The 23,905-nt window shown below is 64.0% G+C and carries 21 protein-coding genes; 14 read left to right on the top strand and 7 right to left on the bottom strand.

Features of this window, described 5'->3' with window-relative positions; translation table 11 throughout:
* Positions 1–28: 28 nt before the first annotated feature.
* From GM676_RS19880 to GM676_RS19890, 3 genes are all read right to left on the bottom strand, one after another.
* Positions 29–2,698, bottom strand: coding sequence for a TonB-dependent receptor (locus tag GM676_RS19880; protein WP_155465627.1), 2,670 nt, complete (start codon positions 2,696–2,698; stop codon positions 29–31).
* A gap of 248 nt (positions 2,699–2,946) precedes the next feature.
* Positions 2,947–4,470 (bottom strand): family 43 glycosylhydrolase, encoded by a 1,524-nt coding sequence (locus tag GM676_RS19885; RefSeq protein WP_170304327.1) that lies wholly within the window; start codon positions 4,468–4,470, stop codon positions 2,947–2,949.
* A 157-nt stretch (positions 4,471–4,627) separates the two neighbouring features.
* The gene (locus GM676_RS19890; protein WP_155465629.1) at positions 4,628–5,242 is read right to left on the bottom strand and encodes a TetR/AcrR family transcriptional regulator; all 615 of its coding nucleotides are present in this window, start codon (positions 5,240–5,242) and stop codon (positions 4,628–4,630) included.
* Positions 5,243–5,328: 86 nt separating this feature from the next.
* Between GM676_RS19890 and GM676_RS19895 the strand changes: the two genes are divergently transcribed.
* Genes GM676_RS19895 through GM676_RS19930 form a run of 8 tightly spaced genes read left to right on the top strand, consistent with a single transcriptional unit; the run spans position 5,329 to position 12,166 of the window.
* A complete protein-coding gene (locus GM676_RS19895) occupies positions 5,329–6,615 on the top strand; it encodes an NAD(P)/FAD-dependent oxidoreductase (protein WP_155465630.1) in 1,287 nt (428 codons plus the stop codon).
* On the top strand, positions 6,612–7,373 hold the full coding sequence (locus GM676_RS19900; protein ID WP_155465631.1) for a DUF1365 domain-containing protein: 762 nt from the start codon (positions 6,612–6,614) through the stop codon (positions 7,371–7,373). Before GM676_RS19895 ends, GM676_RS19900 begins: the two co-directional genes overlap by 4 nt.
* Positions 7,370–8,575, top strand: a complete 1,206-nt coding sequence (locus GM676_RS19905; protein ID WP_155465632.1) for an SAM-dependent methyltransferase — start codon at positions 7,370–7,372, stop codon at positions 8,573–8,575. Before GM676_RS19900 ends, GM676_RS19905 begins: the two co-directional genes overlap by 4 nt.
* A gap of 22 nt (positions 8,576–8,597) precedes the next feature.
* A complete protein-coding gene (locus tag GM676_RS19910; protein WP_155465633.1) occupies positions 8,598–9,131 on the top strand; it encodes a chalcone isomerase family protein in 534 nt (177 codons plus the stop codon).
* Positions 9,128–10,456 carry an MFS transporter gene (locus GM676_RS19915; protein ID WP_155465634.1) on the top strand — a complete coding sequence of 443 codons (1,329 nt, stop codon included), beginning with the start codon at positions 9,128–9,130 and terminating at the stop codon, positions 10,454–10,456. The genes GM676_RS19910 and GM676_RS19915 overlap by 4 nt, the downstream gene beginning before the upstream one ends.
* A complete protein-coding gene (locus GM676_RS19920; protein WP_155465635.1) occupies positions 10,453–10,986 on the top strand; it encodes a DUF3833 domain-containing protein in 534 nt (177 codons plus the stop codon). The genes GM676_RS19915 and GM676_RS19920 overlap by 4 nt, the downstream gene beginning before the upstream one ends.
* A complete protein-coding gene (locus tag GM676_RS19925; RefSeq protein WP_155465636.1) occupies positions 10,974–11,750 on the top strand; it encodes an SDR family NAD(P)-dependent oxidoreductase in 777 nt (258 codons plus the stop codon). Before GM676_RS19920 ends, GM676_RS19925 begins: the two co-directional genes overlap by 13 nt.
* Complete coding sequence (locus tag GM676_RS19930) at positions 11,747–12,166, top strand: nuclear transport factor 2 family protein (RefSeq protein WP_155465637.1); 420 nt, start codon at positions 11,747–11,749, stop codon at positions 12,164–12,166. Before GM676_RS19925 ends, GM676_RS19930 begins: the two co-directional genes overlap by 4 nt.
* On the opposite strand, the gene GM676_RS19935 is transcribed toward GM676_RS19930, so the two are convergent.
* Positions 12,150–12,683 (bottom strand): hypothetical protein, encoded by a 534-nt coding sequence (locus GM676_RS19935; RefSeq protein WP_155465638.1) that lies wholly within the window; start codon positions 12,681–12,683, stop codon positions 12,150–12,152. The genes GM676_RS19930 and GM676_RS19935 overlap by 17 nt on opposite strands.
* A 43-nt stretch (positions 12,684–12,726) precedes the next feature.
* Positions 12,727–14,958 (bottom strand): NADP-dependent isocitrate dehydrogenase, encoded by a 2,232-nt coding sequence (locus GM676_RS19940; protein WP_155465639.1) that lies wholly within the window; start codon positions 14,956–14,958, stop codon positions 12,727–12,729.
* A gap of 253 nt (positions 14,959–15,211) precedes the next feature.
* Here GM676_RS19940 and GM676_RS19945 point away from each other — a divergent pair, with 253 nt between their 5' ends.
* Both GM676_RS19945 and GM676_RS19950 read left to right on the top strand, forming a co-directional pair.
* Positions 15,212–16,573 carry an MFS transporter gene (locus GM676_RS19945; RefSeq protein ID WP_155465640.1) on the top strand — a complete coding sequence of 454 codons (1,362 nt, stop codon included), beginning with the start codon at positions 15,212–15,214 and terminating at the stop codon, positions 16,571–16,573.
* A 122-nt stretch (positions 16,574–16,695) separates the two neighbouring features.
* Positions 16,696–18,894, top strand: coding sequence for a hybrid sensor histidine kinase/response regulator (locus GM676_RS19950; RefSeq protein ID WP_155465641.1), 2,199 nt, complete (start codon positions 16,696–16,698; stop codon positions 18,892–18,894).
* On the opposite strand, the gene GM676_RS19955 is transcribed toward GM676_RS19950, so the two are convergent.
* Both GM676_RS19955 and GM676_RS19960 read right to left on the bottom strand, forming a co-directional pair.
* Complete coding sequence (locus GM676_RS19955) at positions 18,891–19,811, bottom strand: alpha/beta fold hydrolase (protein ID WP_155465642.1); 921 nt, start codon at positions 19,809–19,811, stop codon at positions 18,891–18,893. The genes GM676_RS19950 and GM676_RS19955 overlap by 4 nt on opposite strands.
* A 4-nt stretch (positions 19,812–19,815) precedes the next feature.
* Positions 19,816–20,376 (bottom strand): thymidine kinase, encoded by a 561-nt coding sequence (locus tag GM676_RS19960; protein WP_371866311.1) that lies wholly within the window; start codon positions 20,374–20,376, stop codon positions 19,816–19,818.
* 158 nt (positions 20,377–20,534) lie between these two features.
* Between GM676_RS19960 and GM676_RS19965 the strand changes: the two genes are divergently transcribed.
* The 4 genes from GM676_RS19965 to GM676_RS19980 all read left to right on the top strand — a co-directional run bounded on the left by GM676_RS19965 (position 20,535) and on the right by GM676_RS19980 (position 23,802).
* Positions 20,535–20,837, top strand: coding sequence for a DUF4148 domain-containing protein (locus tag GM676_RS19965; RefSeq protein WP_155465644.1), 303 nt, complete (start codon positions 20,535–20,537; stop codon positions 20,835–20,837).
* Positions 20,838–20,902: 65 nt separating this feature from the next.
* Positions 20,903–21,205: a DUF4148 domain-containing protein gene (locus GM676_RS19970; protein ID WP_155465645.1), complete on the top strand. Its 303-nt coding sequence runs from the start codon at positions 20,903–20,905 to the stop codon at positions 21,203–21,205.
* Between the two features lie 60 nt (positions 21,206–21,265).
* Positions 21,266–22,633, top strand: a complete 1,368-nt coding sequence (locus GM676_RS19975) for a pyridoxal-phosphate dependent enzyme (protein ID WP_155465646.1) — start codon at positions 21,266–21,268, stop codon at positions 22,631–22,633.
* Entirely contained in the window at positions 22,630–23,802 is a 1,173-nt protein-coding gene (locus GM676_RS19980; RefSeq protein ID WP_155465647.1) for a trans-sulfuration enzyme family protein, read from the top strand. The genes GM676_RS19975 and GM676_RS19980 overlap by 4 nt, the downstream gene beginning before the upstream one ends.
* Positions 23,803–23,905 lie beyond the last annotated feature (103 nt).

Below are 23,905 nucleotides of genomic sequence, written 5' to 3' on the forward strand. Positions count from 1 at the left end.
CCGGGGCCTGCCGCTGGGTTTCCGCGGCTTACATCCTCCAGCGCAGCGTCAAGCCAAACACGCGGTCATAGCGGCGGATATCGCGTGGATTGCTCGGTATGCCATGGTAGTCGTGGTAGGTCCGGTCAAGCAGGTTCTCGACGTCGAAGGTCACGCCCATGTTCTCGTTGATCCGGTACGACACCGACGCGTCGGCGGTCTCGATCGGATCGACGATCAGGTCGAAGCCCAGCGCGCGGTAGTTGTACGCATCCACGAACTTGCCGCGGTAGTTGTAGGCCAGGCGGCCGGACCACGGGCCACGCTCATACAGGGCGACGATGTTGTACGCATTCTTCGACATGCCCACGAACGGGTTGCGCTTGCCCTCATCCTCCAGGTAGCCCTTCATATAGGTGTAGTTCAGCTCCGTGCCGAAGCCGCTCAGCCAGCCCGGCAGGAAGTCATAGAACTGGCGGTAGGCCAGCTCGACGCCTTTCAGCTCACCGTCGTTGACGTTACGCGGACGCGTCATGCGAACCTGTTTGCCATCGATGGTTTCCATCGCCAGCTTGTTGATCACATAGTTCTCGAACTTGTGCTTGAAGGCCGTGGCGGTGATGCTGCCGGTCGGCGCGAAGTACCACTCCAGCGAGGCGTCGTAGTTCTTGCCGACGATGGGTTTCAGGTCCGGATTGCCACCGTTGCCGTCGTAGACGCCCAGGGTGTCGGGTGCCGAGCTGACGAATTGGCCCGGATTGAATGCGCCGAAATCGGGCCGCTGGATGGCCTTGCCGGCATTGAAGCGGGCGATCCAGTCCTTGCTCAACAGCGCCTTCATGGTCAGGTTCGGCAGCACGTCGGTGTCGGAGCTCTTGCGGTTGGCCGCGACCGGCGTGTTGTTCACGTTGCTGAAGCCATTCACATCCAGCTCGGTGCGCACCAGGCGCACGCCGGCCGTGCCTTCGACCGGGATGGCGCCTGCCTGGAAGCCGAAGCGGGTCTTGCCGTAGAAGGCGCGGGTGTCCTCCTGGTTGTTGTACAGCGAGAACGGGTCCGGATCGCTCTTGCCGCTGCGGCCATACAGCTTGCGGGTGGCGTCGAGATTGGCGTGCTGGTAGTCGGCGCACACCACCAGCCATTGGTTCATGCCGTAGTCGTTCGCCAGCGGCATGGAGGGACAGGCCATGCCCGGCACCGAACCGATGTCGGGCATGCCGAACCGCGGCCCCATGAAGCCATTGCTTTCGTGCATATACGACGAGGTGCGCTTCGCCACACGCACGCCGGCGCTGAACTCGCGGAAGAAGCTCTCGTCGCCGTTGTTATAAGTCGCGTCGGCGCGCCAGTCGTTCGAGGCGCCGCGCGAGGCTTGCCAGAGGTCGAGGAAGGCGCCCATCCGATAGTTCTTCGGGTCCATCATGTTATAGCCGGGATAGTCAAACCAGGCGCCGCCATTGACGTAGGTCTTGCCGGTGACCGCCGGCGGGTCGGCCAGCAGTTCCATGATCGGCAAGGACTGTTCCCAGTGGGTGTAGGTGCGGGCCAGCTCGGAGGTCACACGCAGCTCCGGGGTCACGTTCCAGCGCGCGCCGACGGCGCCCTGGTGGCCGGTCGAGTCGTCCTGCGGGGTCTGGTTGGAACTCAGTGTGAAGAAGTGGTAGTTGCCGGCCGGCCGGGTGGCGCTGATGGTGGCGATCTGATTAGTCCCCGGGAACAGCGTGTACGTCGGATTGGTGCGCAGCGCATTGCCCCAGTCGATGTCGCCGCTCGCCGTCCATGGCTGGGCCAGCCAGCCCTGGTGGCCGACGAAGAACTGGCGCTCGGCGTCGTGATCGATGCGGGTGGACCAGCCCTCGGCATACACTTCCACGTCGCGGTTGGGGCGCCATTGCACCGCCCAGTTGCCGGCCCAGCGATTGCGTATCCCGGTATAGTTGACGTGGCCCAGGTCATACGGGCCGGTGATGTTGGGGTCGCTGGTCACGGTCTTGTCCGGCGGCGAGTTCCAGGTCACCTCGTCGTGATAGGTGCCCTTTTGGAACGATAGCCCGGCCAGCACGCCGATCTCGCCGATGCCGGTTTTCCAGCGGTTCGACACCATGCCCGACAGTTGGGGATCGTCGGCCTTGGACTTGTCGCGGTGCTCGACGCGGCCATTGATGTTGGCGGTGAAGCCCTTGAAGTCAAACGGACGCGAGGTGCGCACGTCGATCACGCCGGCGGTGCCGCCCTCGACCATGTCGGCACTCTGGGTCTTGTAGACATCCACGCGTTGCAGCATGGTGGTCGGGATGTCGGCCAGGTACAGGCTGCGGCCGTTGGCGGTGTACACCTCGCGGCCATTCAGCAGCGTCACCAGGCCGGGCAGCCCGCGCACGATGACGGAGCTGGCCTCGCCGAATTCACGGCGGATTTGCACGCCAGACACGCGCCCCAGCACCTCGGCCACGTTCTTGTCCGGGAACTTGCCGGCCTCCTCGGCGACGATGGAATCGAGCACCTCGTCGGCGTTGCGTTTGATTGTCTGCGCGCTTTGCGCCGCCTTGCGCACGCCGGTCACCTGCACCACGTTGCTGTCCGGTGTGACAGTGGGTTGGTCCTGTGCCCAGACCGAGGCGCCGGTCAGCAGACCGGTGGCCAACAGGGAGGCGACGCTTGCCTTGAGCGTAAAGGTGTAATGCCGGGGCGCGCATTGGCCCGTTGAGGAATGATGCATAAGTCTCCCAATAATTGTTATATGAATCGTTACACGGGTGTTGCCAGATCCATATTGGCAACACGATGTTTTGCAATCCAATCAATTATTCGGCGGACTTGATATCCGGTCTGACATCGGGGTTTCCCGCCGCAGGCTTTAGCCAAGGGCCGGCGGCGGGAAGACGGAAATCCCTACGGCAAATTCAGGAAATCCCGACAGGCCCAGCCGGGCTCACACGCCGGCTGGGCTGCTTTTTCGCAACAGTTTTATTTGATGAACGGCCAGCCATCGGCGGTAAAGCCCAGCTGATTGATGGCCAGCGTGGCGCGGCCGCCATTGTTACCGTCGTAATAGTGATAGACGAACGTCGGCGTGTTGTTATTGCCGGTGTCGGTGAAGACGCTGCCGCCGCCCGGGCCGATGATGTTGCCGTGGGTGCTGACCAGGATGGTGCCGCCGCCGGCAGTCAGCGCTACACCGCCGCGGTCAACGTATGGACCGGTCACGCTAGTGGCGCGGCCGACGATGGTGCGGTAGGTGCTGGTCGTGCCATTGCAGCAGGCATTGATCGGCGCGAAGTAGTAGTAATAGCCATTGTAGTAGTAGATGAACGGCCCCTCCTCGCCCGCCGATGGCTGGCCCCGTTTTGCCAGCGTGACCACGGAAGTGTTGGCTTTTTTCAGCCCGGTCGCGGGGTCGAGCTGCATCAAGTGGGTGCCATCGGTCCACGAGCCCCACGCCATCCACCAGTTGCCGCTGGCATCAAGGAAAGGCGCCGGGTCGATCGCATTGTCCGTGGTGGCCCAGAAGCCCGCCGGCGGCGCAGTGGTGCTGCTGTTCCAGGACTTGGTGACAAAACCCTTGTCGACCCATGGTCCCGCCGGCGATGCGCTGGTGGCCACGCCGATCACGGCCTCGGCGCCGGTGCTGGGCAAATACGGGATCGAGTAGTACTGGTAATAGGTGCCGTTCACAAACATCAGGCTGGGCGCCCAAATGTCGGTGTTGGCGCCGTTGTTCCAGCCCTTCGGCGTCTGCAAACCGCTCCAGGTGCTGAAATCCGGCCCGATCGGCGGGCAGTTCGGCGCGTAACCGCCCATCTGCGCGGTGGTGCAGTTGGTGTACATCGAGAAGTTGACGCCGTCCGTCGAGGTGGCCAAAGTCTGGTGCGATCCATACAGCCAGTATTTGCCGCTGCCGTCGCGCAGCATATACGGGTCGTGCACGAAGATGCCATTGCCGGCCACTGTGCGCGGCGCCGGATAAGGGCTGACCTGGGTGTTCACCAGTTGCCATTCCTGGCAGGTGCAGCCGGTCGAGCCCCACTGGTCGATGGTGGCCGTATTCAGCGTGCTGGCCATGTACGCTTCCAGATATTTGCCGCTGTTGACGTTCTGGATCAGGAAGTTGCCGTCGGCGGCCTGGGTGACGGTCCACAGATGATCCCGGGTGCCGTTGTCGGACCATTGCACGACCTGGGCGCCGTCGGCGGTGGAAGCGTTGGCGACACCCAGCACCTGATGCGTCAACATATTTTCAATGTTGTACTGGCCATTCCCCATCGGCATAAAGTGCCAGAGGTGGTCGGTGGTGCCGTTGTCCTGCCATTGAACGACCTTGGCCCCGGCCTGCTGGCTGGCGCCGTCAATGCCCAGCACCAGGCCGCTGTTAACATTCCTGATCTTGTACTGCACGCTGGTGTTGATGGTGATCGGGGTGGCCGCGTGCGCGCAAGCGAATATGCTGGTCAGTCCGACCAGCATGGCGATATATAGCAATATTCTTTTCATCGGTGCTCCTCCAGTGGAAATGGGATAGGCCATTGCCGCCATCGCCGTACTTTCCGCGATCGCAACAATGGTCGACAAATTGTTCCCGGCAACACTTGAAAGCACCAATCGTATTTTCCTCGTGCCCAATATGCTTTTCAATATCAGGCCTGGCAGCTCAACGCCGCCCACTGACCCCGTCAAAGGTCATCGCCAGCATGTGGCGGACGATATCGTCGTCCGCCATCTTGCTGAATTTCTTTAAATACTCCACCGCCGGATCGCAGGTCCGTGCGTAATAGCTGAACAGGATGGCGTCGGACGGCAAGTCCTTGTTCAGCAATCCCTCCTTCTGTCCCTGCTTGACCAAGCCCTCCAGCTGACGGTTCAGCTTGACCACGCGCAGCATGTACTTCACATTGCGCATCAACATATCGCGTACATGCGGACTGGTGGACGGCAAAAACGGCAGCCCGTCGTTCAGGCGCACCCGCAGCGCCCACTCCAGCAAGGCCGACAACTTCTCCACCGGCCCCATCGCCGGGTCGAGTCCCGCCACCTGCTCGATCGCCCCGTCCAGCAAGCGGATCATGGCCTCGCCCACCAGCTCTTCCTTGGACTTGAAATGCTTGTACAGGCTGGGCTTGGAAATCCCCACCGCGCCGGACACATCATCCATGGTCATCAAGTCATAGCCCTTGCTGCCCAGCACGGCCGTGGCGGCGTCCAGGATAGCGTTTTCGCGCAGCTTGAAAGCCTGGTCTTTGAAGCTGAATTTGGAAAGAATACTCATCGGTAAATTTTCGCTACTAATCAGTAGCGTTTCTGATTTATTGGTAGTAATATTATCACGTCGGTATAAAAACGCCACCCTATCCAATGACACCACCACGTAAACGCATCGCCGTGATCGGCGCCGGGATCTCCGGCCTGGCCTCTGCCTATTTCCTCAACCGCCACCACGACGTGGCGCTGTTCGAGGCCGGCAGCTATCTCGGCGGCCATGCCAACACTGTGGATATCGAACTGGAAGGCCAGCGCCGCGCCGTCGATACCGGCTTTTTGGTCTACAACGAAAAGACCTATCCTAATCTGATCGCCCTGTTCGCCGAACTGGGCGTGGACAGCATCTCCAGCGACATGTCGTTTGGCGTGTCGATGGATGACGGCGCACTGGAATGGGCCGGCACCAATCTCGACACCGTGTTCGCCCAGCGCCGCAACATGGCCTCGCCATCCTTCCTGCGCATGCTGCGCGACATCCTGCATTTCAACCGCCGCGCCGGGGATTTTCTCGCCGAATGCACCTCGGATGGCGCCACGCTCGGCCAACTGCTGGACCGCCACGGCTACAGCCGCGCCTTCCGCGATGCCTATCTGCTGCCAATGGCCGCCGCTATCTGGTCCAGTTCGCCGCGTGACATCCTGGATTTCCCGGCCGCGACCTTTTTGCGTTTCTGCCTCAACCACGCCTTGTTGCAGGTGAATGGCCGGCCGCAATGGCGCACCGTGCGCGGCGGTTCGCGCAACTACGTGCAAGCCATCGCCGCTACCCTGTCCGACTGCCGGCTGAACACGCCGGTGCACGAGGTGCGCCGCCTCGACGGCAAGGTGCAACTGCGCAGCGGCACGCAGAGCGCGCCGGAGGTGTTCGACGCACTGGTGTTCGCCACCCACGCTCCGGCCACGCTCGCCCTGCTGGCCGACGCCAGCGCACGCGAGCGAGCTATCCTGGGCGCGGTGCGCTACCAGCCCAACACCGCCTGGCTGCATACCGACGCGGGCCTGCTGCCGCGGCGGCGCAAAGTGTGGTCGGCCTGGAATTACCTGTCGACGCGCCAGACCGATGGCAGCCGCCCGGTCTGCGTCAGCTACTGGCTGAACCAGCTGCAAAGCCTGCCGTTCAGCCAGCCCGTGGTGGTGACGCTGAATCCGCCAACACCGCCAGCCGCCGCGTCGGTGCTGGCGCGCTTTGAGTACGACCATCCCATCATGGACCAGCCGGCCATCGACGCGCAGCAGGCGCTGCCTGAGATTCAAGGCAAAGACGGCGTGTGGTACGCCGGCGCCTGGACCGGCTACGGCTTCCATGAAGACGGCCTGAAGTCGGCCTTGCGCATCGCCGCCGCCTTCGATGCCGCGCCTGCCTGGGCCACGCTGCCATGAACGCGCCCGCCCAGTTGATCCACGCCCGCGTGATGCACGCGCGCCTGCGGCCGGTGTTGAACCGCTTTGTCTACCCGGTGTTTTATGTGCGCCTGAATCTGGCGCGGCTGGAGGAATGCCAGTCACGCTGGTTTGGCGTCGACCGCCGCCGGCCACTGTCGCTGCGCACGCGCGACTACGGCCCGCGCGACGGCTCCAGCCTGGAACAATGGATGCGCGCCCAGCTGGCCGCGCACCACATCGCCGCCGATGGGGAGATCTGGCTGCAAACCTTCCCGCGCGTGTTTGGCTACGCCTTCAACCCGGTCAGCTTCTGGCACTGCCATGACGCGGCCGGCCAGCTGCGCGCGGTGCTGGCCGAGGTCAACAACACCTTCGGCGAAACCCATTGCTACCTGCTGCACATCGGCGCTGACGGCACGGCCATCTGCGTCAAGCAGATGCACGTGTCGCCGTTTTGCCCGCTCACGGGCGGCTACCGCTTCCGCTTCCATCTGGCCGGCGCGCGCCCGCGCACCGGCATCGACTACCACGACGACCAGGGCCTGCTGATCCGCACCACGCTGTCCGGCCGCGCCGAGCCGCTGCGCGACCGCACGCTGGCCATGGCCCTGCTGCGCTATCCACTGCTGGGCCTTGGCGTCGTGCTGCGCATTCACTGGCAGGCCTTGCGGCTGTGGATCAAGGGCGTGCCCTTGTTCCGCAAGCCCCCGCGTCCCGCCACTCACATCACCGTCCACGAGGAGCCGCTCCGATGAGCCAAACATTGTCGACCACCGTGCAGACTGCGCCTGCCGCTGCCCGGCTATTCCTGAATCTGCTGGGCCGCATCAGCCAGGGCCACCTCGAACTGATCACGCCCGACCACACGCGCATGGTGTTTGGCGACGCCCACAACGGCCCCGGCGCCACGCTGGAAGTGCACGACTGGCGCGCCTGCGCCCGCATCCTGCGCGCCGGCGATATCGGTCTGGCCGAGGCCTGGGGCGGCGGCTGGATCGACAGTCCGGATCTGGTGGCGCTGCTGCGGCTGGCCTTGCGCAACGAGGCGGCGCTGGAGCCGGCGTTTTTTGGCGGCGTGCTGGCGCGTTGCTGGTACCGGCTGCGTCACTGGCTGCGGCCGAATACACGCAACGGCAGCCGCCGTAATATCCATAGCCACTACGATATCGGCAACGATTTCTATCGTCTGTGGCTCGACCGCAGCTGGACTTATTCGGCGGCGATTTTCGATGGCGATTACAGCATGCCACTGGAGCAAGCGCAGTACCGCAAATATCAACGCGTTATCAACACGCTCGCCCTGCGCGCCGGCGACCGTGTACTGGAAATCGGCTGCGGCTGGGGCGGATTTGCCGAGCATGCGGCGCGCCAGGGCATTCATGTGCATGGCCTGACGATTTCGCCGTCGCAGTTGCAGATCGCGCAGCAGCGCATTGCGGCGGTGGGCCTGGACCATCTGGCGCGGCTGGAATTGCGCGATTACCGCGATATCGATGGCAGTTACGATGCGGTGGTGTCGATCGAGATGTTCGAGGCGGTCGGCGAACGGTATTGGCCGCAGTATTTCGACACCGTGCAGGCGCGGCTCAAGCCCGGTGGCAAAGCGCTGGTGCAGTCCATCACCATCGGCGAGCGCCACTTCCCGCGCTATCGCAGCAGCACGGACTTCATCCAGCAATACATCTTCCCCGGCGGGATGCTGCCAAGTGTGGAGCGCTTTGAGCGCGACGCTGCACGTGCCGGCCTGCACAGCGAGGCGCCCTATGCCTTCGGCCGCGACTACGCGGAAACGCTGCGGCGCTGGCGCGGCGATTACCACGCCGCGCGCGCGCACGTGATGACGCAAGGGTTCGATGATCACTTCATGCGCATCTGGGATTTGTATTTCGCGTATTGCGAAGCGGCGTTTGACGAGGGGCGTACCGATGTGGTCCAGTTCCTGCTCCACAAACGCTAGGCGTCTGCTGGGCGCGGCGTTGATGCTGGCGGCCATGGCCGGCTTGCCCTTGGCGGCCGCCGGCGCAGGCGTCGCCTCTGCTGCGACCGCCACGGCCGACTGGCGCGCGCTGATACCGCAAGCGCAAGCGCTGGGCGGCGGCGACATGAGCTGGTTCGGCTTTCGCATCTACCGCGCCACGTTGTGGTCGGCCAGCCGCCCGTTCGATGCCACGCAACCGTTCGCGCTGCAACTGAGCTACTACCGCAGCATCAGCCGCGAACGCCTTGTCCGCACCAGCATCGATGAAATCCGCCGCCTCAGTCCCGCACCTGTCGCCGCTGCGACGCTCACGCGCTGGGAAGCGCTGCTCGACACGGCGTTCATCGACGTGGCCGAAGGCGACGAACTGACCGGCGTTTATCTGCCCGGCAAAGGCATGCGGCTGTACGACCGTCAGCGCCTGCTGGCGGAGCTGGACGACGAAACGCTGGCACGCGCCTTCTTCGACATCTGGCTTAATCCGGACAGCCGTGACCGGAAGCTGCGCCAGCGCCTGATGGGATCTGCGCCATGAGCAACGCCGCCTACGGCCTGCTGGGCGCACCGTTGGCGATGGCGGCACTGCCGCTGTTCGTGCAGCTGCCGGCCTACTACGCCACGCATCTGGGCGTCGCGCTGGCGCCGCTCGGCGGCGTGCTGTTTGGGGCGCGCCTGCTGGACATGCTGCAAGATCCGCTGCTCGGCCACCTGCTCGACCGCACCCAGATGCAACGCCGACGCTGGATGCTGCTGGGCGCGACCGTACTGGCACTCACCTTCGCCGCGCTGTGGCTGCCGCCGCAAGCCGCCGCGCCGGGCGCATGGTTGGCAGTGATGCTGGTGCTGGCCTACGGCGCCCACAGCCTGGTCAACATCGCCTATCTCGCATGGGGCGCCCAATTGCCCGCAACGACCCGGGTGCCGGAGGCCCTTGGTGCGGACGAGGCAACGCCCTCTGAACGCGGCGTCATCGCGACGGGCGCGGCGGTCACACAGCGCGTCTTAAGCCCAACGGGCACGAGGGCTGGGGCGCGCGCGCCAGGCGCGCTGGGCGCGATCGCCTGGCGCGAAGGCCTGGGATTGGCCGGCATGTTGGCGGCAAGCCTGATTCCTGCCGCGATTCTGGCCGGCGACGCGGCGCAGCTGCGCACGCGGCTGGCCGCTTACAGCATCGGCTACGCGCTGCTGCTGTCGATCGCGATGCTGGCCCTGCTGCGCCACGCACCCGCGCCAGTGCCGCGTGGCGCCGGCGGCGACTGGCGCGAGACGGTGCGCGAAGTCATGCACAACCAAGCCTTGCGCACGCTGCTGCTGCCTTACTTTATCAACGCGCTGGCGGTGGCGATTCCCGCCACGCTGGCGCTGTTCTACATCAACGACCAACTGGGCGCTCCGCAGCTGGCCGGCATTTTCCTGGCCTGCTACTTCGGCGCGGCCGCCTGCGGCTTGCCGGCGTGGACCGCGCTGGCGCGCCGACTCGGACCACAGCGCTGCTGGCGGCTCGGCATGCTGCTGTCAGTCGCCGGCTTCTGCGGCGCGGCGCTGCTGGGGCCGGGCGATCTGCTGGCCTATGGCGCCGTCTGCATCGCCGCCGGCCTGGCGCTGGGCGCGGATCTGGCGCTGCCGCCGGCACTGCTGGCCGAAGCGCTGGGCGAACGGCTCGGCCCCGGGGCCGGCTTCGGCCTGTTCACGCTGCTTGGCAAGCTGGCACTCGCCCTTGCCGGCCTGTCGCTGCCACTGCTCGCCTGGCTGGACTACCAGCCCGGCACCGGCGCCGCAACGCCGCTGGTGCTGGCCTACGCCGTCCTGCCTTGCCTGCTCAAACTGCTCGCCATCGCCACCTTCAGGAGCCCGACATGAAACCGCGATACCTCATCCTGCTGGCCACCATGCTGGCCGGCTGCGCCGGTCCCGACGTCCAGCAATACAAGTCGGTGCAACCGGCGCTCGATCTGGCCGAATACTTCAACGGCACCACAGACGCCTGGGGCATGTTCCAGCGCAGGAACGGCGAAGTGGCCAGGTGCTTCCATGTCGAAATCACCGGCGCGCAGGAACAGAACAAGCTGACACTGGACGAGCGCTTCCGCTACGACGACGGCACCAGGCAGCAGCGCATCTGGAACCTGACACGTGCCGGCGACGGCCTGTGGCACGGCACCGCCGCCGACGTCAAGGGCGAAGCGCAAGGCGAAGTGGCCGGCAACGCCCTGCGCTGGCAATACACCCTGCTGCTGCCGGTCGACGGCACCACCTACGAAGTCCAGTTCGACGACTGGATGTTCCTGATCGACCGCTGCACCATGATGAACCGCGCCAGCATGCGCAAGTTCGGCTTTGAAGTAGGCCAGGTCACGCTGACCTTCCGGAGACGCGCATGCGCGCCTTGAACCAGCAGTTGCGCGACTGGGCCGGACTGCGCGTCTGGGTCATCGGCGCCTCCAGCGGCATCGGCGCGGCGCTGGCCGCCGAGGCGTTGCAAGCCGGCGCCCGCGTGGCGCTGTCCGCCAGACGCGGCGAACGCCTGCAAGCCGTCGCCGCCGGCCACCCGCAGGCGCTGGTCGCGCCGTTCGACATCCTCGACGCCCAGGCCTGGCGCCAGCGCCACGCGCAAATCAACCAACTGTTCGGCGGCATCGACCTGATCGTCTTCTGCGCCGCCGAATACCATCCGGAACGCAGCTGGGAAGTCGATCCCGAGGGCGCCGCCCGCACGCTCCAGACCAACCTGGGCAGCGTCTACACCGGCCTGTCCACCGTGCTGCCGGACATGCTGGCGCGCGGCAGCGGCGGCATCGCCATCGTGGCCAGCGTGGCCGGCTACTTCGGCATGCCCAACGCCAGCGTCTACGGTCCCAGCAAAGCGGCGCTGATCAATCTGGCCGAACTGCTGTACGTCGATCTGCGCCCGCGCGGCCTGAGCGTCTACCTGATCAACCCCGGCTTCGTGCAAACGCCGCTCACGGCCAAGAACGACTTCGCCATGCCGGCCCTGCAAACACCGCAAGCGGCGGCACGCGCGATCCGCCGCGGCCTGGCCTCGGGACGCTTCGAAATCCATTTCCCGCGCCGCTTCACGCTGGCGCTTAAACTGGCGCGCTGGCTGCCCTACCGCCTGCGCTTCCCGCTGATTTCACGACTGGTACGCACATGACCCAACTGAACGCCCTGCTCGACTGGTACGCCACGCTGACGCCGCACACCATCAGCCGCGCCGCCGAATTGTACGCAGCCGACGCCCACTTCCGCGATCCCTTCAATAACGTACGCGGCGTGGACGCCATCGAAACCATCATGCGTCACATGTTCGAGCACACCGGGAACCCGCACTTCATCATTCATGAGCGCATGGCGCAGGGAGAACAGGCGTTTGCCACCTGGACCTTCGTCTGCACCTTGCGCGGCCGCGAGTACCAGATCGAGGGCGGCTCGCACTTCCGCTTCAACAACGAGGGTCTGGTGACGCTGCACCGCGATTACTGGGATGCGGCGGAAGAATTGCTGCAAAAGCTGCCGGTGGTCGGCGCGCCGATCCGCTGGCTGCGCCGCCGCCTCAGCGCCACAGCGTGACCGCCCACCAGGCCAGAGCGGCAATCAGCAGGTAGGGCCACGAGCGCAACGAGATTTTCCAGTCGGTGCTCGAGGGCCAGCAGGCGAGGAATTGCGGCGCCACGGCAAACGCCAGCGCCACGTCGACCCACTGGAAATGCAAGCCAGTGCGCGTGCGCCACCAGGCCACGATAAACGGCAGCACCACCACCACGAATGGCGCCAGCGCCGACGGCGCCGCGTTATACCAGCGCACCCGCGTCAGGCGCACCGATCCCAGCTCCCAGCCCTGCCCCACGCGGCGTGGAATCACGGTGAACGCGGCCGGCCGCGCCCCCGTCAGCAGCCCGGCGACAAAATGCGCCAGCTCATGACAGATAGTCCCTGCGACAGTAAAGAGGAAAAAGAAGGGATGCCGCGCCGATAAAGCACGGATCAGCAGCGCCAGCAACAGCGACGGCGCCAGGTAGAGGAGGATGTCGCGGTGCTCGCACAACCACGAGGGGGCGAGCACGCTACATTCAAACAGGCTGCTCATGCGGCATCCTCGCACGGACGCCGCAGGCAGTCAATCTTGCTGCTTACACCGCGTCCAGGGCGGCGTTGAAGGTCGCGCTTGGGCGCATCACAGCGGCGGTCTTGGCTGGATCCGGATAGTAGTAACCACCGATATCCTGGGCCTTGCCCTGCACGCTGTTCAGTTCCGACACGATCTTGGCTTCGTTGTCAGCCAGCTGTTTCGCCAGCGGCGCGAAGTGCGCAGCCAGTTCCTTGTCTTCGGTCTGCGCGGCCAGGGCTTGTGCCCAGTACATCGACAGGTAGAAGTGGCTGCCGCGGTTATCCAGCTCGCCGGTGCGCGACGATGGCGATTTGCTGTTGTCCAGCAGCTTGCCGGTGGCCGCGTCCAGGGTCTTGGCCAGGATTTGCGCCTTGGCGTTGCCTTCCTTGATGCCCAGCTCTTCCAGCGACACGGCCAGCGCCAGGAATTCGCCCAGCGAATCCCAACGCAGGTGGTTTTCTTCCACCAGCTGCTTCACGTGCTTCGGCGCCGAACCGCCGGCGCCGGTCTCGTACATGCCGCCGCCCGCCATCAGCGGAACGATGGACAGCATCTTGGCCGAGGTGCCCAGTTCCAGGATCGGGAACAGGTCGGTCAGGTAGTCGCGCAGAATGTTGCCGGTCACCGAGATGGTGTCCAGGCCGCGCGAGACGCGCTCCAGGGTGTAACGCATGGCGCGCACTTGCGACATGATGGAAATTTCCAGGCCCTTGGTGTCGTGCTCCTTCAGATACACCTGGACCTTCTTGATCACTTCGTTTTCGTGCGGACGGTACGGGTCCAGCCAGAACACGGCAGGCATGCCGGAGTTGCGGGCGCGGGTCACGGCCAGTTTCACCCAGTCGCGGATCGGCGCGTCCTTCACCTGGCACATGCGCCAGATGTCGCCCTGCTCCACGGTCTGGGTCAGCAGCACTTCGCCGGTGTCCAGGTCGGTGATGTTGGCGGTGCCGCCTTCCGGCACTTCGAAGGTCTTGTCGTGCGAACCGTATTCCTCGGCTTGCTGCGCCATCAGGCCGACGTTAGGCACGGTGCCCATGGTGGTCGGGTCGAAGTTGCCGTGCCATTTGCAGAAGTTGATCATCTCCTGGTAGATACGGGCGAAGGTCGACTCCGGCATCACGGCCTTGACGTCGGCGGTGCGGCCATCGGCGCCCCACATCTTGCCGCCGATACGGATCATGGCCGGCATCGAGGCGTCGACGATCACGTCGTTCGGCGAGTGGAAGTTGGTGATGCCCTTGGCCGAGTCGACCATGGCCAGCTTCGGACGGTGTTCCAGGCAGGCGTGCAGGTCTTTCAGGATTTCGTCCTTCTGCGACGCTGGCAGCTTCTCGATCTTTTCGTACAGGTTGACCATGCCGTTGTTGACGTTCACGCCCAGCTCATCGAAGGTCTTGGCGTGCTTCTGGAACGCGTCCTTGTAGAAGATGCGCACGCAGTGGCCGAACACGATCGGGTGCGACACCTTCATCATGGTCGCCTTCACGTGCAGCGAGAACATCACGCCGGTTTTGTAGGCGTCGTCGATTTCCTTCTCGTAGAACTCCAGCAGCGCCTTTTTGCTCATGAACATGGAGTCGATGATCTCGCCGGCTTGCAGCGCGACCTTCGGTTTCAGCACCAGGGTCTTGCCCGAATCGGTGATCAGTTCCATCTTGACGTTGCGCGGCTTGTCCAGGGTCATGGACTTTTCGCCGTGGTAGAAGTCGCCGGCATGCATGTGCGACACGTGGGTGCGCGACGCCTGGCTCCATTCGCCCATCGAGTGCGGGTGCTTGCGGGCGTATTCCTTGACCGCTTTCGGCGCGCGGCGGTCCGAGTTACCTTCGCGCAGCACCGGGTTCACGGCCGAGCCGATGCACTTGCTGTAGCGCGCCTTCAGGGCTTTTTCTTCGTCGGTTTTTGGATCTTCAGGGAAGTCCGGCAGCTTGTAGCCCTTGCCTTGCAGTTCGCGGATGGCCGCTTGCAGCTGGGCCACCGAAGCCGAGATGTTCGGCAGCTTGATGATGTTGGCTTCAGGCTTGAGGGTCAGGGCGCCCAGTTCGGACAGGTTGTTCGGTACTTTTTGCTCGTCCGTCAGGAATTCAGGGAACTCGGCCAACACGCGCGCAGCGACCGAAATGTCGCTGGAGACCACGTCGACGCCGGCCGGTGCAGTGAACTTCTTGATGATGGGCAGCAGGGAGTACGTTGCCAGCAGCGGCGCTTCGTCCGTCAGCGTGTAGATGATCTTCGATTTTTGTGATGCCATGTTCATTCCCTCGTAAACGATCTGTGGAGTAATTCGCCCGTTATTTTAAACCTTTGCCCCCCTATTTGTGCAAATGATGCCACTCCGTACATAGGGTTTAATGTCGTCATACAACCATGGGGCGCACCCGCTTGGTGCATTGGGTTAAAAATCAACAAGTTAAACGTTTACTAGTGAAGCAAAAGCAGATATCCAGTTGTATGATGTCTGATATCTAGGCTATGATCATCGGACCAAAAGTATGGAGACCCGCATGACCACGCACCAACCTCAAGCCACACGCGTCCGCTGGATGATCCTGGCCATTCTGTTTGCAGTAACCACCATCAACTACGCCGACCGCGCCACCATCGCGATCGCCGGCCCCGAGCTGAAAAAGCTGCTGGGCCTGTCTCCGGTACAAATGGGCTTCGTGTTCTCCGCGTTTGCCTGGTCCTACGTTCTGGCGCAATTGCCGGGCGGCTGGCTGCTGGACCGTTTCGGTTCCAAGGTCACCTACTTCTTCAGCATCTTCCTGTGGTCGCTGTTCACCATGCTGATGGGCGGCGTCGGCTTCTTCACCGGCGCGGCGGCGGTGGCGGCGCTGTTCACGCTGCGCCTGCTGATCGGCGCGGCGGAAGCGCCCTCCTTCCCGGGCAACTCGCGCATCGCCTCGGCCTGGTTCCCGACCAATGAGCGCGGCACGGCGGCGGCCATCTTCAACTCGGCGCAGTATTTCGCCACCGTGCTGTTCGCCCCCATCATGGGCTGGCTGGTGCACTCCTTCGGCTGGGAGAGCGTGTTCTTCGTGATGGGCGGCCTCGGCATCGTGATGGCCTTCATCTGGCTGAAGACCGTGTACGGCCCGAAAGACCACCCGAAGGCCAACGCGGCCGAGCTCGCCTACATCGAAGCCGGCGGCGCGCTGGTGGATCTGGAAAGCAAAAACAAAGTCGCGGCCACCACCAAGCTGGACACCTGGGCCTGCATCAAGCAACTACTGGGCAACCGCATGCTGCTGGGCGTGTACATCGGCCAGTATTGCATCAACACCCTGACCTACTTCTTCCTGACCTGGTTCCCGGTGTATCTGGTGCAGGAGCGTCACATGACGATTCTGAAAGCCGGCTTCGTGGCCGCGCTGCCGGCGGTGGCGGGCTTCCTCGGCGGCGTGCTGGGCGGCGTGATTTCCGACCGTCTGATCAAGGCCGGCAAATCGCAATCGGTGGCGCGCAAGACCCCTATCGTGTGCGGCATGCTGCTGTCGACCACCATGATCATCTGCAACTATGTTGAGGCGGACTGGCTGGTGATCACCGTGATGTCGCTGGCCTTCTTCGGCAAAGGCATCGGCGCGCTGGGCTGGGCGGTGGTGGCCGACACCTCGCCCAAAGAAGCCGGCGGCATGAGCGGCGCGCTGTTCAACACCTTCGGCAACACGGCCGGCATCACCACCCCTATCGTCATCGGCTACATTCTGGAAAAGACCGGTTCCTTCTCCGGCGCGCTGGTGTTCGTTGGCGCCAACGCCGTGGTCACCATCCTGTGCTACCTGCTGATGGTCGGCGAAATCAAACGCTTCGAATTCAAGACGCCAGTCATGCGCAAACTCGAACCCGTCCGCGACGCAGCCTGATTCATCTCCTCGTTGATCCTCAACGATTTAGCGCCCACTCTTCGGAGTGGGCTTTTTTTGTGCACGACAAAGCGGCCCTCTTCCTGTAAATTGTTGGAATCAATTTACTTGTCTAAATATTCATGCTTCCACGGCCTCGCCTGATGTTCTCCTTGCGGTACGCGCTGATTTTGCTGACCGCGATCGGGTTGCTGCCGCTGGCCTTGCTGGGGGCGTGGAATATCCACGCGGCCGGCCAGTACAAGGAACGCGAACAGGAGCGATGGATGCTCGACCTGGCGCGCGCCCTGTCCAGTGCTGTCGATGCCGAGCTTGACAGTGCGGTCACTGTCCTGAACAACCTGGGCGGCGCGCCTTCGCTGCAAAACAACGATTTGCCCGCCTTTTACAGTGCGGCCAGCACACTGGTGGCGACCCAGCCCGACTGGCTGGGCGTGATCCTCACCGACGATACCGGCAAGATTCTGTTCCGCACCATGGACCACTACGGCGCCGCTGCCAGGGACCTGGTCGATCGGGACAGCTTGCAACAACTGCTTACCCATGGCAAACCAGTCGCCGGCAGCATCTCGCGTGGGCCGCGCGGACGTACGGCGTTTCCGGTGCGGGTGGCCGTAGGCGGCGGCGCCGGCCAGCGTTATACCCTCACCGCCGTCATCCTTCCCGACCGCATGGTGCGCCTGATCGCGCGCCAGCAGGTGCCCGCGAACGCCGTCATCGCGGTGCGCGACGGCAGGCGCTTGCTGGTGGCACGCTCGCAAAATCAGGAACGCAAAGTCGGCGACGCGCCCAGTCCCTCGCTGACCGCGCTGATGCAAAGCGCGGGGCCGGAAGGCTACGGCAACGTCGTCAGCAGCGAAGGCATGCGGCTGGCCACCGGCTACACCACGCGCTCGCGCTATGGTTGGGCGGTGGTGGTCGGCCAGCCGGCCGACAGCCTGCGGGACGCCGCGTTCGAGCGCATGGGCGTGTTTGGCGTGGGCATTGTGCTTTCGCTGCTGGCTTGTATCGCGGCAGCCTCGCTGCTGGCGAACCGGCTGGTGGGTACCATCCAGTCCCTGCGGCAGAATGCCGCCGCGCTGGGCTCCGGCGCGCCGCTGGCTCTGGCGCCCTCGGCCATCACCGAGATCGAACAAATCGGCCTGGCGCTGGAACAGGCCGAGCGCCAGCGCACGGCGCAGGAGCTCGAACGCGCGCAACTGCTCGATTCGCTGAACCGCGCGCTGTCCAGCCACCAGACGGCGCTGGCCGAGGCGCGCGAGGCCGGGCGCGCCAAGGATGAATTCCTCGCCATGCTGGGCCACGAACTACGCAATCCGCTCAGTCCCATCGTCACCTCGCTCGATTTGCTCGATCTACGCGACGAACCGTCCAGCCGCAAGGAGCGGCGCGTGATGCGGCGCCAGGTCAATCACCTGCGCCGGCTGGTCGATGATTTGCTGGACGTTTCGCGCATCACCTCCGGCAAGTTGCAACTGGAAGCGCGTGCGGTCAATCTGGCCGACGTCGCGCGCCACGCCGTGGCGTCGATGCCAGGCCAGCCGATCACCTTGAACACAGCGCCCGCAGTGTGGGTACATGGCGACGACAGCCGGCTGGCGCAGGTGCTCAACAACCTGCTGTCCAACGCCGACCGCTTCGGCAGCGGCGCCACCCAGGTCACATTGGCGGCCGACGCCACGCACGCGCGGCTGACCGTCAGCGACAATGGCATCGGCATGAGCGAGGAATTGATGGCGCGGGTATTCGAGCCGTTCCAGCAAGCGCCGCAATCGCTGGCCCGGCGCAGCGGCGGCCTCGGGCTGGGTCTGGCCATCGTGCGCAAGATCGTCGATCTGCACGACGGCCAGGTGAGCGCCCGCAGCGCCGGCGCTGGTCTGGGCAGCCAGTTTGAAGTGGTGCTGCCGCTGTGCGCGCCGCCTGCCGAGGAAGCCCCGCTGACGGCGCTGGACCGCTCCGCCAGCATGCAGCTGCTGCTGGTGGACGATAACGTCGACGCCGCGCTGGCCGGCGCCGCCCTGCTGGAACTGCTGGGCCACGAGGTGCGCATCGCCCACACCGCCGCCGAGGCGCTGGACCAGGTCCGCCACCGGCGGCCGCAAGTGGCCATCCTCGACATCGGCCTGCCGGACATGGACGGCTACGCGCTGGCCGCCGCGATTCGCGAAGCAACCGGCGACGCCGCGCTCCGGCTGGTGGCGTTGACCGGCTACGGCCAGCAGGAAGACGTGGTCCGCGCCTACGCTGCCAGATTCGATCTGCACCTGACCAAGCCAGCCACGGTGGCCGACCTGCAACGCGCCACCGCGCCGCTGGCCTAGCTCCTCGCGGCGGCGACGGCGGCCACGCTGCTGTCGTGGGTGAAGCCGTGGTGTTTGAGGATCTCGATCAATTCCTCCGGCGGACTGCCGAGGCGCAGGTTCTCGGCGATCCAGCCGTGCCAGTCGGCGCTGACTTCCCGGCCCTCTTCCGGCAGTCCCAGATCCATGATGATGCGCGCCAGCAGCGCATTGATGCGTTGGGTATCGATCAGGTGCTGGACCACGGTGTGGCCCGAATACGGATAGGGATGCAGCGTGCAGTTGCCCATTGCCGCCAGCCGGTGCGCATGCATGGCGTCCAGGTTGACGGATTCTTTGCCGCCTTGATCCGGCCTGGTGCCGAAGATGATGTGCATGTCGGGCAGCGCGCCATTGCGGCTGAGGCCCAGCGCCTGCAAGTCGTCATAGCCGGACGCCGGTGGATTCGCCGCCAGGTCGCGCATCACCGACAGCCAGCGGCGTTCGTGGTACAGCAAGGCTTGCGCCGGATCGAGGAAGGACAGCGGCCCGAAAGCCAGCACCTGCTGCACGTCCAGCAGCAAGCCATACATCAGCGCCGCATACGCGCCCATCGACTGGCCGATGGTGACTACCCGGCCCGGCCGGATTTCGCGGATCAGCGCGCGCAAGCTTGCCGCCGTTTCATCCGGATGCATTCCCAGCCCATCGATCTTGCGGTGATACCAGGCGTTGCCCGAATCACGCACCAGTATCTTGTTGATGTGCCGGCCGCTATTCTGCTCCAGCTTTTTCAGCCGGCCGTAAAAATCAAAGTCCGGCCGCGCCTCCCACGACACGAAACCAAACGCGATCACCAACAGCTCGCCGGGAACAACCCGGTCGACCAGCACATCCTCGGTGCTGGTCTTGACGCGCCGATTATCCAGCGCGGGAAGATCGGTGAGCGCTGGCGGCATGTCGTCAGTGGGTTTCGCTGTAGAAGCAACGGCCGCAGGCCTGGCGGTAGCTCTCGTTGCCGCCGATGCTGATCTGCTCGCCTTCCTTGATGCGCTTGCCGTTTTCATCGACGCGGATATTCATGGTCGCCTTCTTGCCGCAGGTGCAGATGTTCTTGATTTCTTCGAGATCGTCCGCCAGCGCCAGCAGGTAGGCCGAGCCGGGGAACGGTTCGCCCAGGAAGTCCGAGCGCAGGCCGTAGGTGATCACCGGCACGCCACGCACCTGCGCCAGCTGGTGCAGCTGCTTGACCTGGTCCTTGCTCAGGAACTGCGCCTCATCCACCAGCACGCAGGCGATTTTCTTGTCCACCGTTTGCAGGAAGTCGGTATCGGCGGTGAACACTTCGGTCTCGCGCTGCGGACCCAGGCGCGAGGTCACTTTACCGACGCCGTAGCGGTCGTCGATGGCGGCGGTGAACAGGCGCACTTGCTGGCCCTGCTCTTCATAGTTATGCGCCACCTGCAACATGGCGGTGGATTTGCCTGCGTTCATCGCAGAGTATCGGAAATAGAGTTTTGCCACTGCATACCTTCTGGTTGTAAGCCGCCGATTATATGCGCCCCGATCAATAAATTCTATCGCATCGATTGATATAAATCTCTTGCGATTACATCGGGTACGCTTTAATATTCACACATCGGGCAACAACGCCCAGCCAACAAAACTCAAGGAGCCATACCATGAAAACCGTCGCCATCGCCCTGACCGCCGCCACCCTGTTCGTTTCCGCCGCCGTGTCGGCTCAGGAAAGCGATAACTTCCTGAACGAGATCGCCTCGGTCTCGACCAAGACCCGCGCCGAAGTCAAAGCCGAAACCTTGGCCGCCATCCAGCGCGGTGAATTGCGCGACGGCGAACAATACCCCAACCCAGCGGTCGGCGAGCCGGTGGTGCAACGCACCCGCGCCGAAGTGAAAGCAGAATTGGCCGCTTACCGCAAGACCCATCGGGAAGTGTCGGACGACATCACCGTGGTGCAATAATCATCCCACATTAATCGCATGCGCTTAAATCGCATAAACTTAAAATCAGCTTAAGGAGTCTTACCATGAAAAACATCGCCATCGCCCTGTCCGTCGCCACCCTGTTCGCTTCCGCCGCCGTCTCGGCCCAGGAATTCAGCGGTGAATACGCCGGTTACACCGGCTTCGTCTCGACCAAAACCCGCGCCGAAGTGAAGGCCGAGACCCTGGCCGCCATCCAGCGTGGCGAAATCCGCGACGGCGAACAGTATCCCGACCCGCGCGCCGGCCAGGCGCCAGTGCAAGCCAAGACCCGCGCCGAAGTCAAAGCCGAGCTCGCCGCCTACCGCAAGACCCACAAGGAAGTGTCGGACGACATTGCGTCCTGAGGAAATGCAACATGAGCGGAAAAGGCGCATACTTGCTTTTAATGCAGCAAGGAGACCAAGATGCGTACACCCGCTTTGTTCACCCTGATTGGCAAGACGCCGCTGGCAGAGATTACCCGTCTCGATACCGGCCCTTGCCAACTATTCCTTAAACTGGAATCGCAAAACCCCGGCGGCTCGATCAAGGACCGCATCGGCCTGGCCATGATCGAGGCGGCCGAGACGCAAGGCTTGCTCAAGCCCGGCGGCACCATCATCGAAGCCACGGCCGGCAATACCGGCCTCGGACTGGCGCTGGTCGGACGGCTGAAAGGCTACCGCGTGCTGCTGGTGGTGCCGGACAAGATGTCGACCGAGAAAGTGCTGCACCTGAAGGCGCTGGGCGCCGAGGTGCGCACCACCCGTTCCGATGTCGGCAAAGGCCATCCCGAGTACTATCAGGATTACGCCGCGCGGCTGGCCGCCGGGATGCCGGGCGCGTGGTACTCGGACCAGTTCAACAATCCCGCCAACCCGCTGGCGCACGAAACCACCACCGGCCCGGAAATCTGGGAACAGATGGGGCACGATGTCGACGCCATCGTGGTCGGCGTCGGCTCGTCCGGCACGCTGACCGGCTTGACGCGCTACTTCCGCAAGGTCGCACCACAGGTGGAATTCATTCTGGCCGATCCCAAAGGTTCCATCCTGGCCGAATACGTGCGGACCGGCCATGTCTCCGACACCAGCGGCTCGTGGGCGGTGGAAGGCATAGGCGAAGACTTCATCCCCGCCATCGCCGACATGACGGCGGTGAAGCAGGCCTACACCATCACGGACCAGGAAAGCTTTGCCACCGCGCGCGCCCTGCTGAAGGAGGAAGGCATACCGGGCGGCTCGTCCACCGGCACGCTGCTGGCCGCCGCACTGCGCTACTGCCGCGAGCAAACCACGCCCAAGCGCGTGGTCAGCTTTGTGTGCGACACCGGCACGCGCTATCTCTCCAAGGTCTATAACGATGGCTGGATGCGCGACCAGGGCTTGCTGGAGCGCCCGCGCCATAACGACCTGCGCGACCTGATCGGCCGCCGCTTCGACGCCGGTGAAGTCATCAGCGTCACGCCCGACGATACGCTGATGATCGCCTTCAACCGCATGCGCGCGGCCGACGTGGCGCAGCTGCCGGTGCTGTCGAACGGCCAGCTGGTCGGCATCATCGATGAATCGGACTTGCTGCTGTCGGTGGGTACGCAGCCGGAGCGCTTCAACAATCCGGTCGGCACGACCATGACGCGGCGGCTGGAAATCCTGCTGCCCTCCTCCGACCTGCACGCCCTGCGCAATACGCTGGACCGCGGACTGACCGCCGTGGTGGCTGAAGGCGCCACCTTCTACGGCCTGATTACCCGCTACGATCTGCTCAATCATCTGCGAAGGACGCTATCTTGAACGATAAAAAATCCGCCCTGGCCACGCGTGTGATCCACGCCGGCCAATCGCCTGATCCGTCCACCGGCGCCATCATGCCGCCGATTTACGCCACCTCCACCTTCGTGCAGGAGAGTCCGGGCGTGCACAAGGGACTGGACTACGGCCGCTCGCACAACCCCACCCGCTGGGCGCTGGAACGCTGCGTGGCGGATCTGGAAAGCGGCGCGCAAGGTTTCGCCTTCGCCTCCGGCCTGGCCGCGATTTCGACGGCGCTGGAGCTGGCCGATGCCGGCTCCCACATCATCGCCGGCGACGATATGTATGGCGGCACCTACCGCCTGTTCGAACGCGTGCGCCGCCGCAGCGCCGGCCACGATTTCACTTACGTCGACCTGACCAATCCCGAGAACCTGCTGGCCGCGATCAGGCCGGAAACCAAAATGGTGTGGGTCGAAACACCGACCAATCCCATGCTCAAGCTGGCCGACTTGCAGGCCATCGCCAGCATCTGCCGCGAACGCGGCATCATCGCGGTGGCCGACAACACCTTCGCCAGCCCGATCGTGCAACGCCCGCTGGAACACGGCTTCGACATCGTGGTGCATTCGGCCACCAAGTACCTGAACGGCCACTCGGACATCATCGGCGGCATCGCGGTGGTGGGTGGCGAGGGCCATCAAAAGGCGTGGGCCGAACAATTGGCCTTCTTGCAGAATTCCGTCGGCGCCATCGCCGGCCCGTTCGACAGCTTCCTCGCCCTGCGCGGCGTGAAGACGCTGGCCATCCGCATGGAGCGCCACTGCGCCAGCGCGCTGGCATTGGCACGGTGGCTGGAGCAACAGCCAAAAATCCGCAAAGTGTTTTATCCCGGCCTGGAATCGCACCCGCAGCACGCGCTGGCCAAGCGGCAGATGCAGGGCTTCGGCGGCATCATCTCGATCGACCTGAATACCGACTTGCCGGGCGCGCGCCGCTTCCTCGAAAGCTTTGAAGTGTTCGCGCTGGCCGAAAGCCTGGGCGGCGTGGAAAGCCTGATCGAACACCCGGCCCTGATGACGCACGCCTCCATCCCCGCCGCACAGCGCGCGGCGTTGGGCATCGGCGATGGTTTGATCCGCCTGTCGGTGGGAATTGAAGATTTAGAGGACTTAAAGGCCGATATTCAGCGTTCGCTGGACGCGATTTAGCTGCTAATATTCGGCGCATGATCTACTTAATTATCATAGCCGTGGTGCTGGCCCTCGGCTTCGCCTACTCGATTCTGGTCGCCAGCGCCAAGCCGGTCGTCGG

Source organism: Duganella radicis (genome assembly GCF_009720825.1).
In the GTDB taxonomy this organism is placed as follows: domain Bacteria; phylum Pseudomonadota; class Gammaproteobacteria; order Burkholderiales; family Burkholderiaceae_D; genus Rugamonas; species Rugamonas radicis.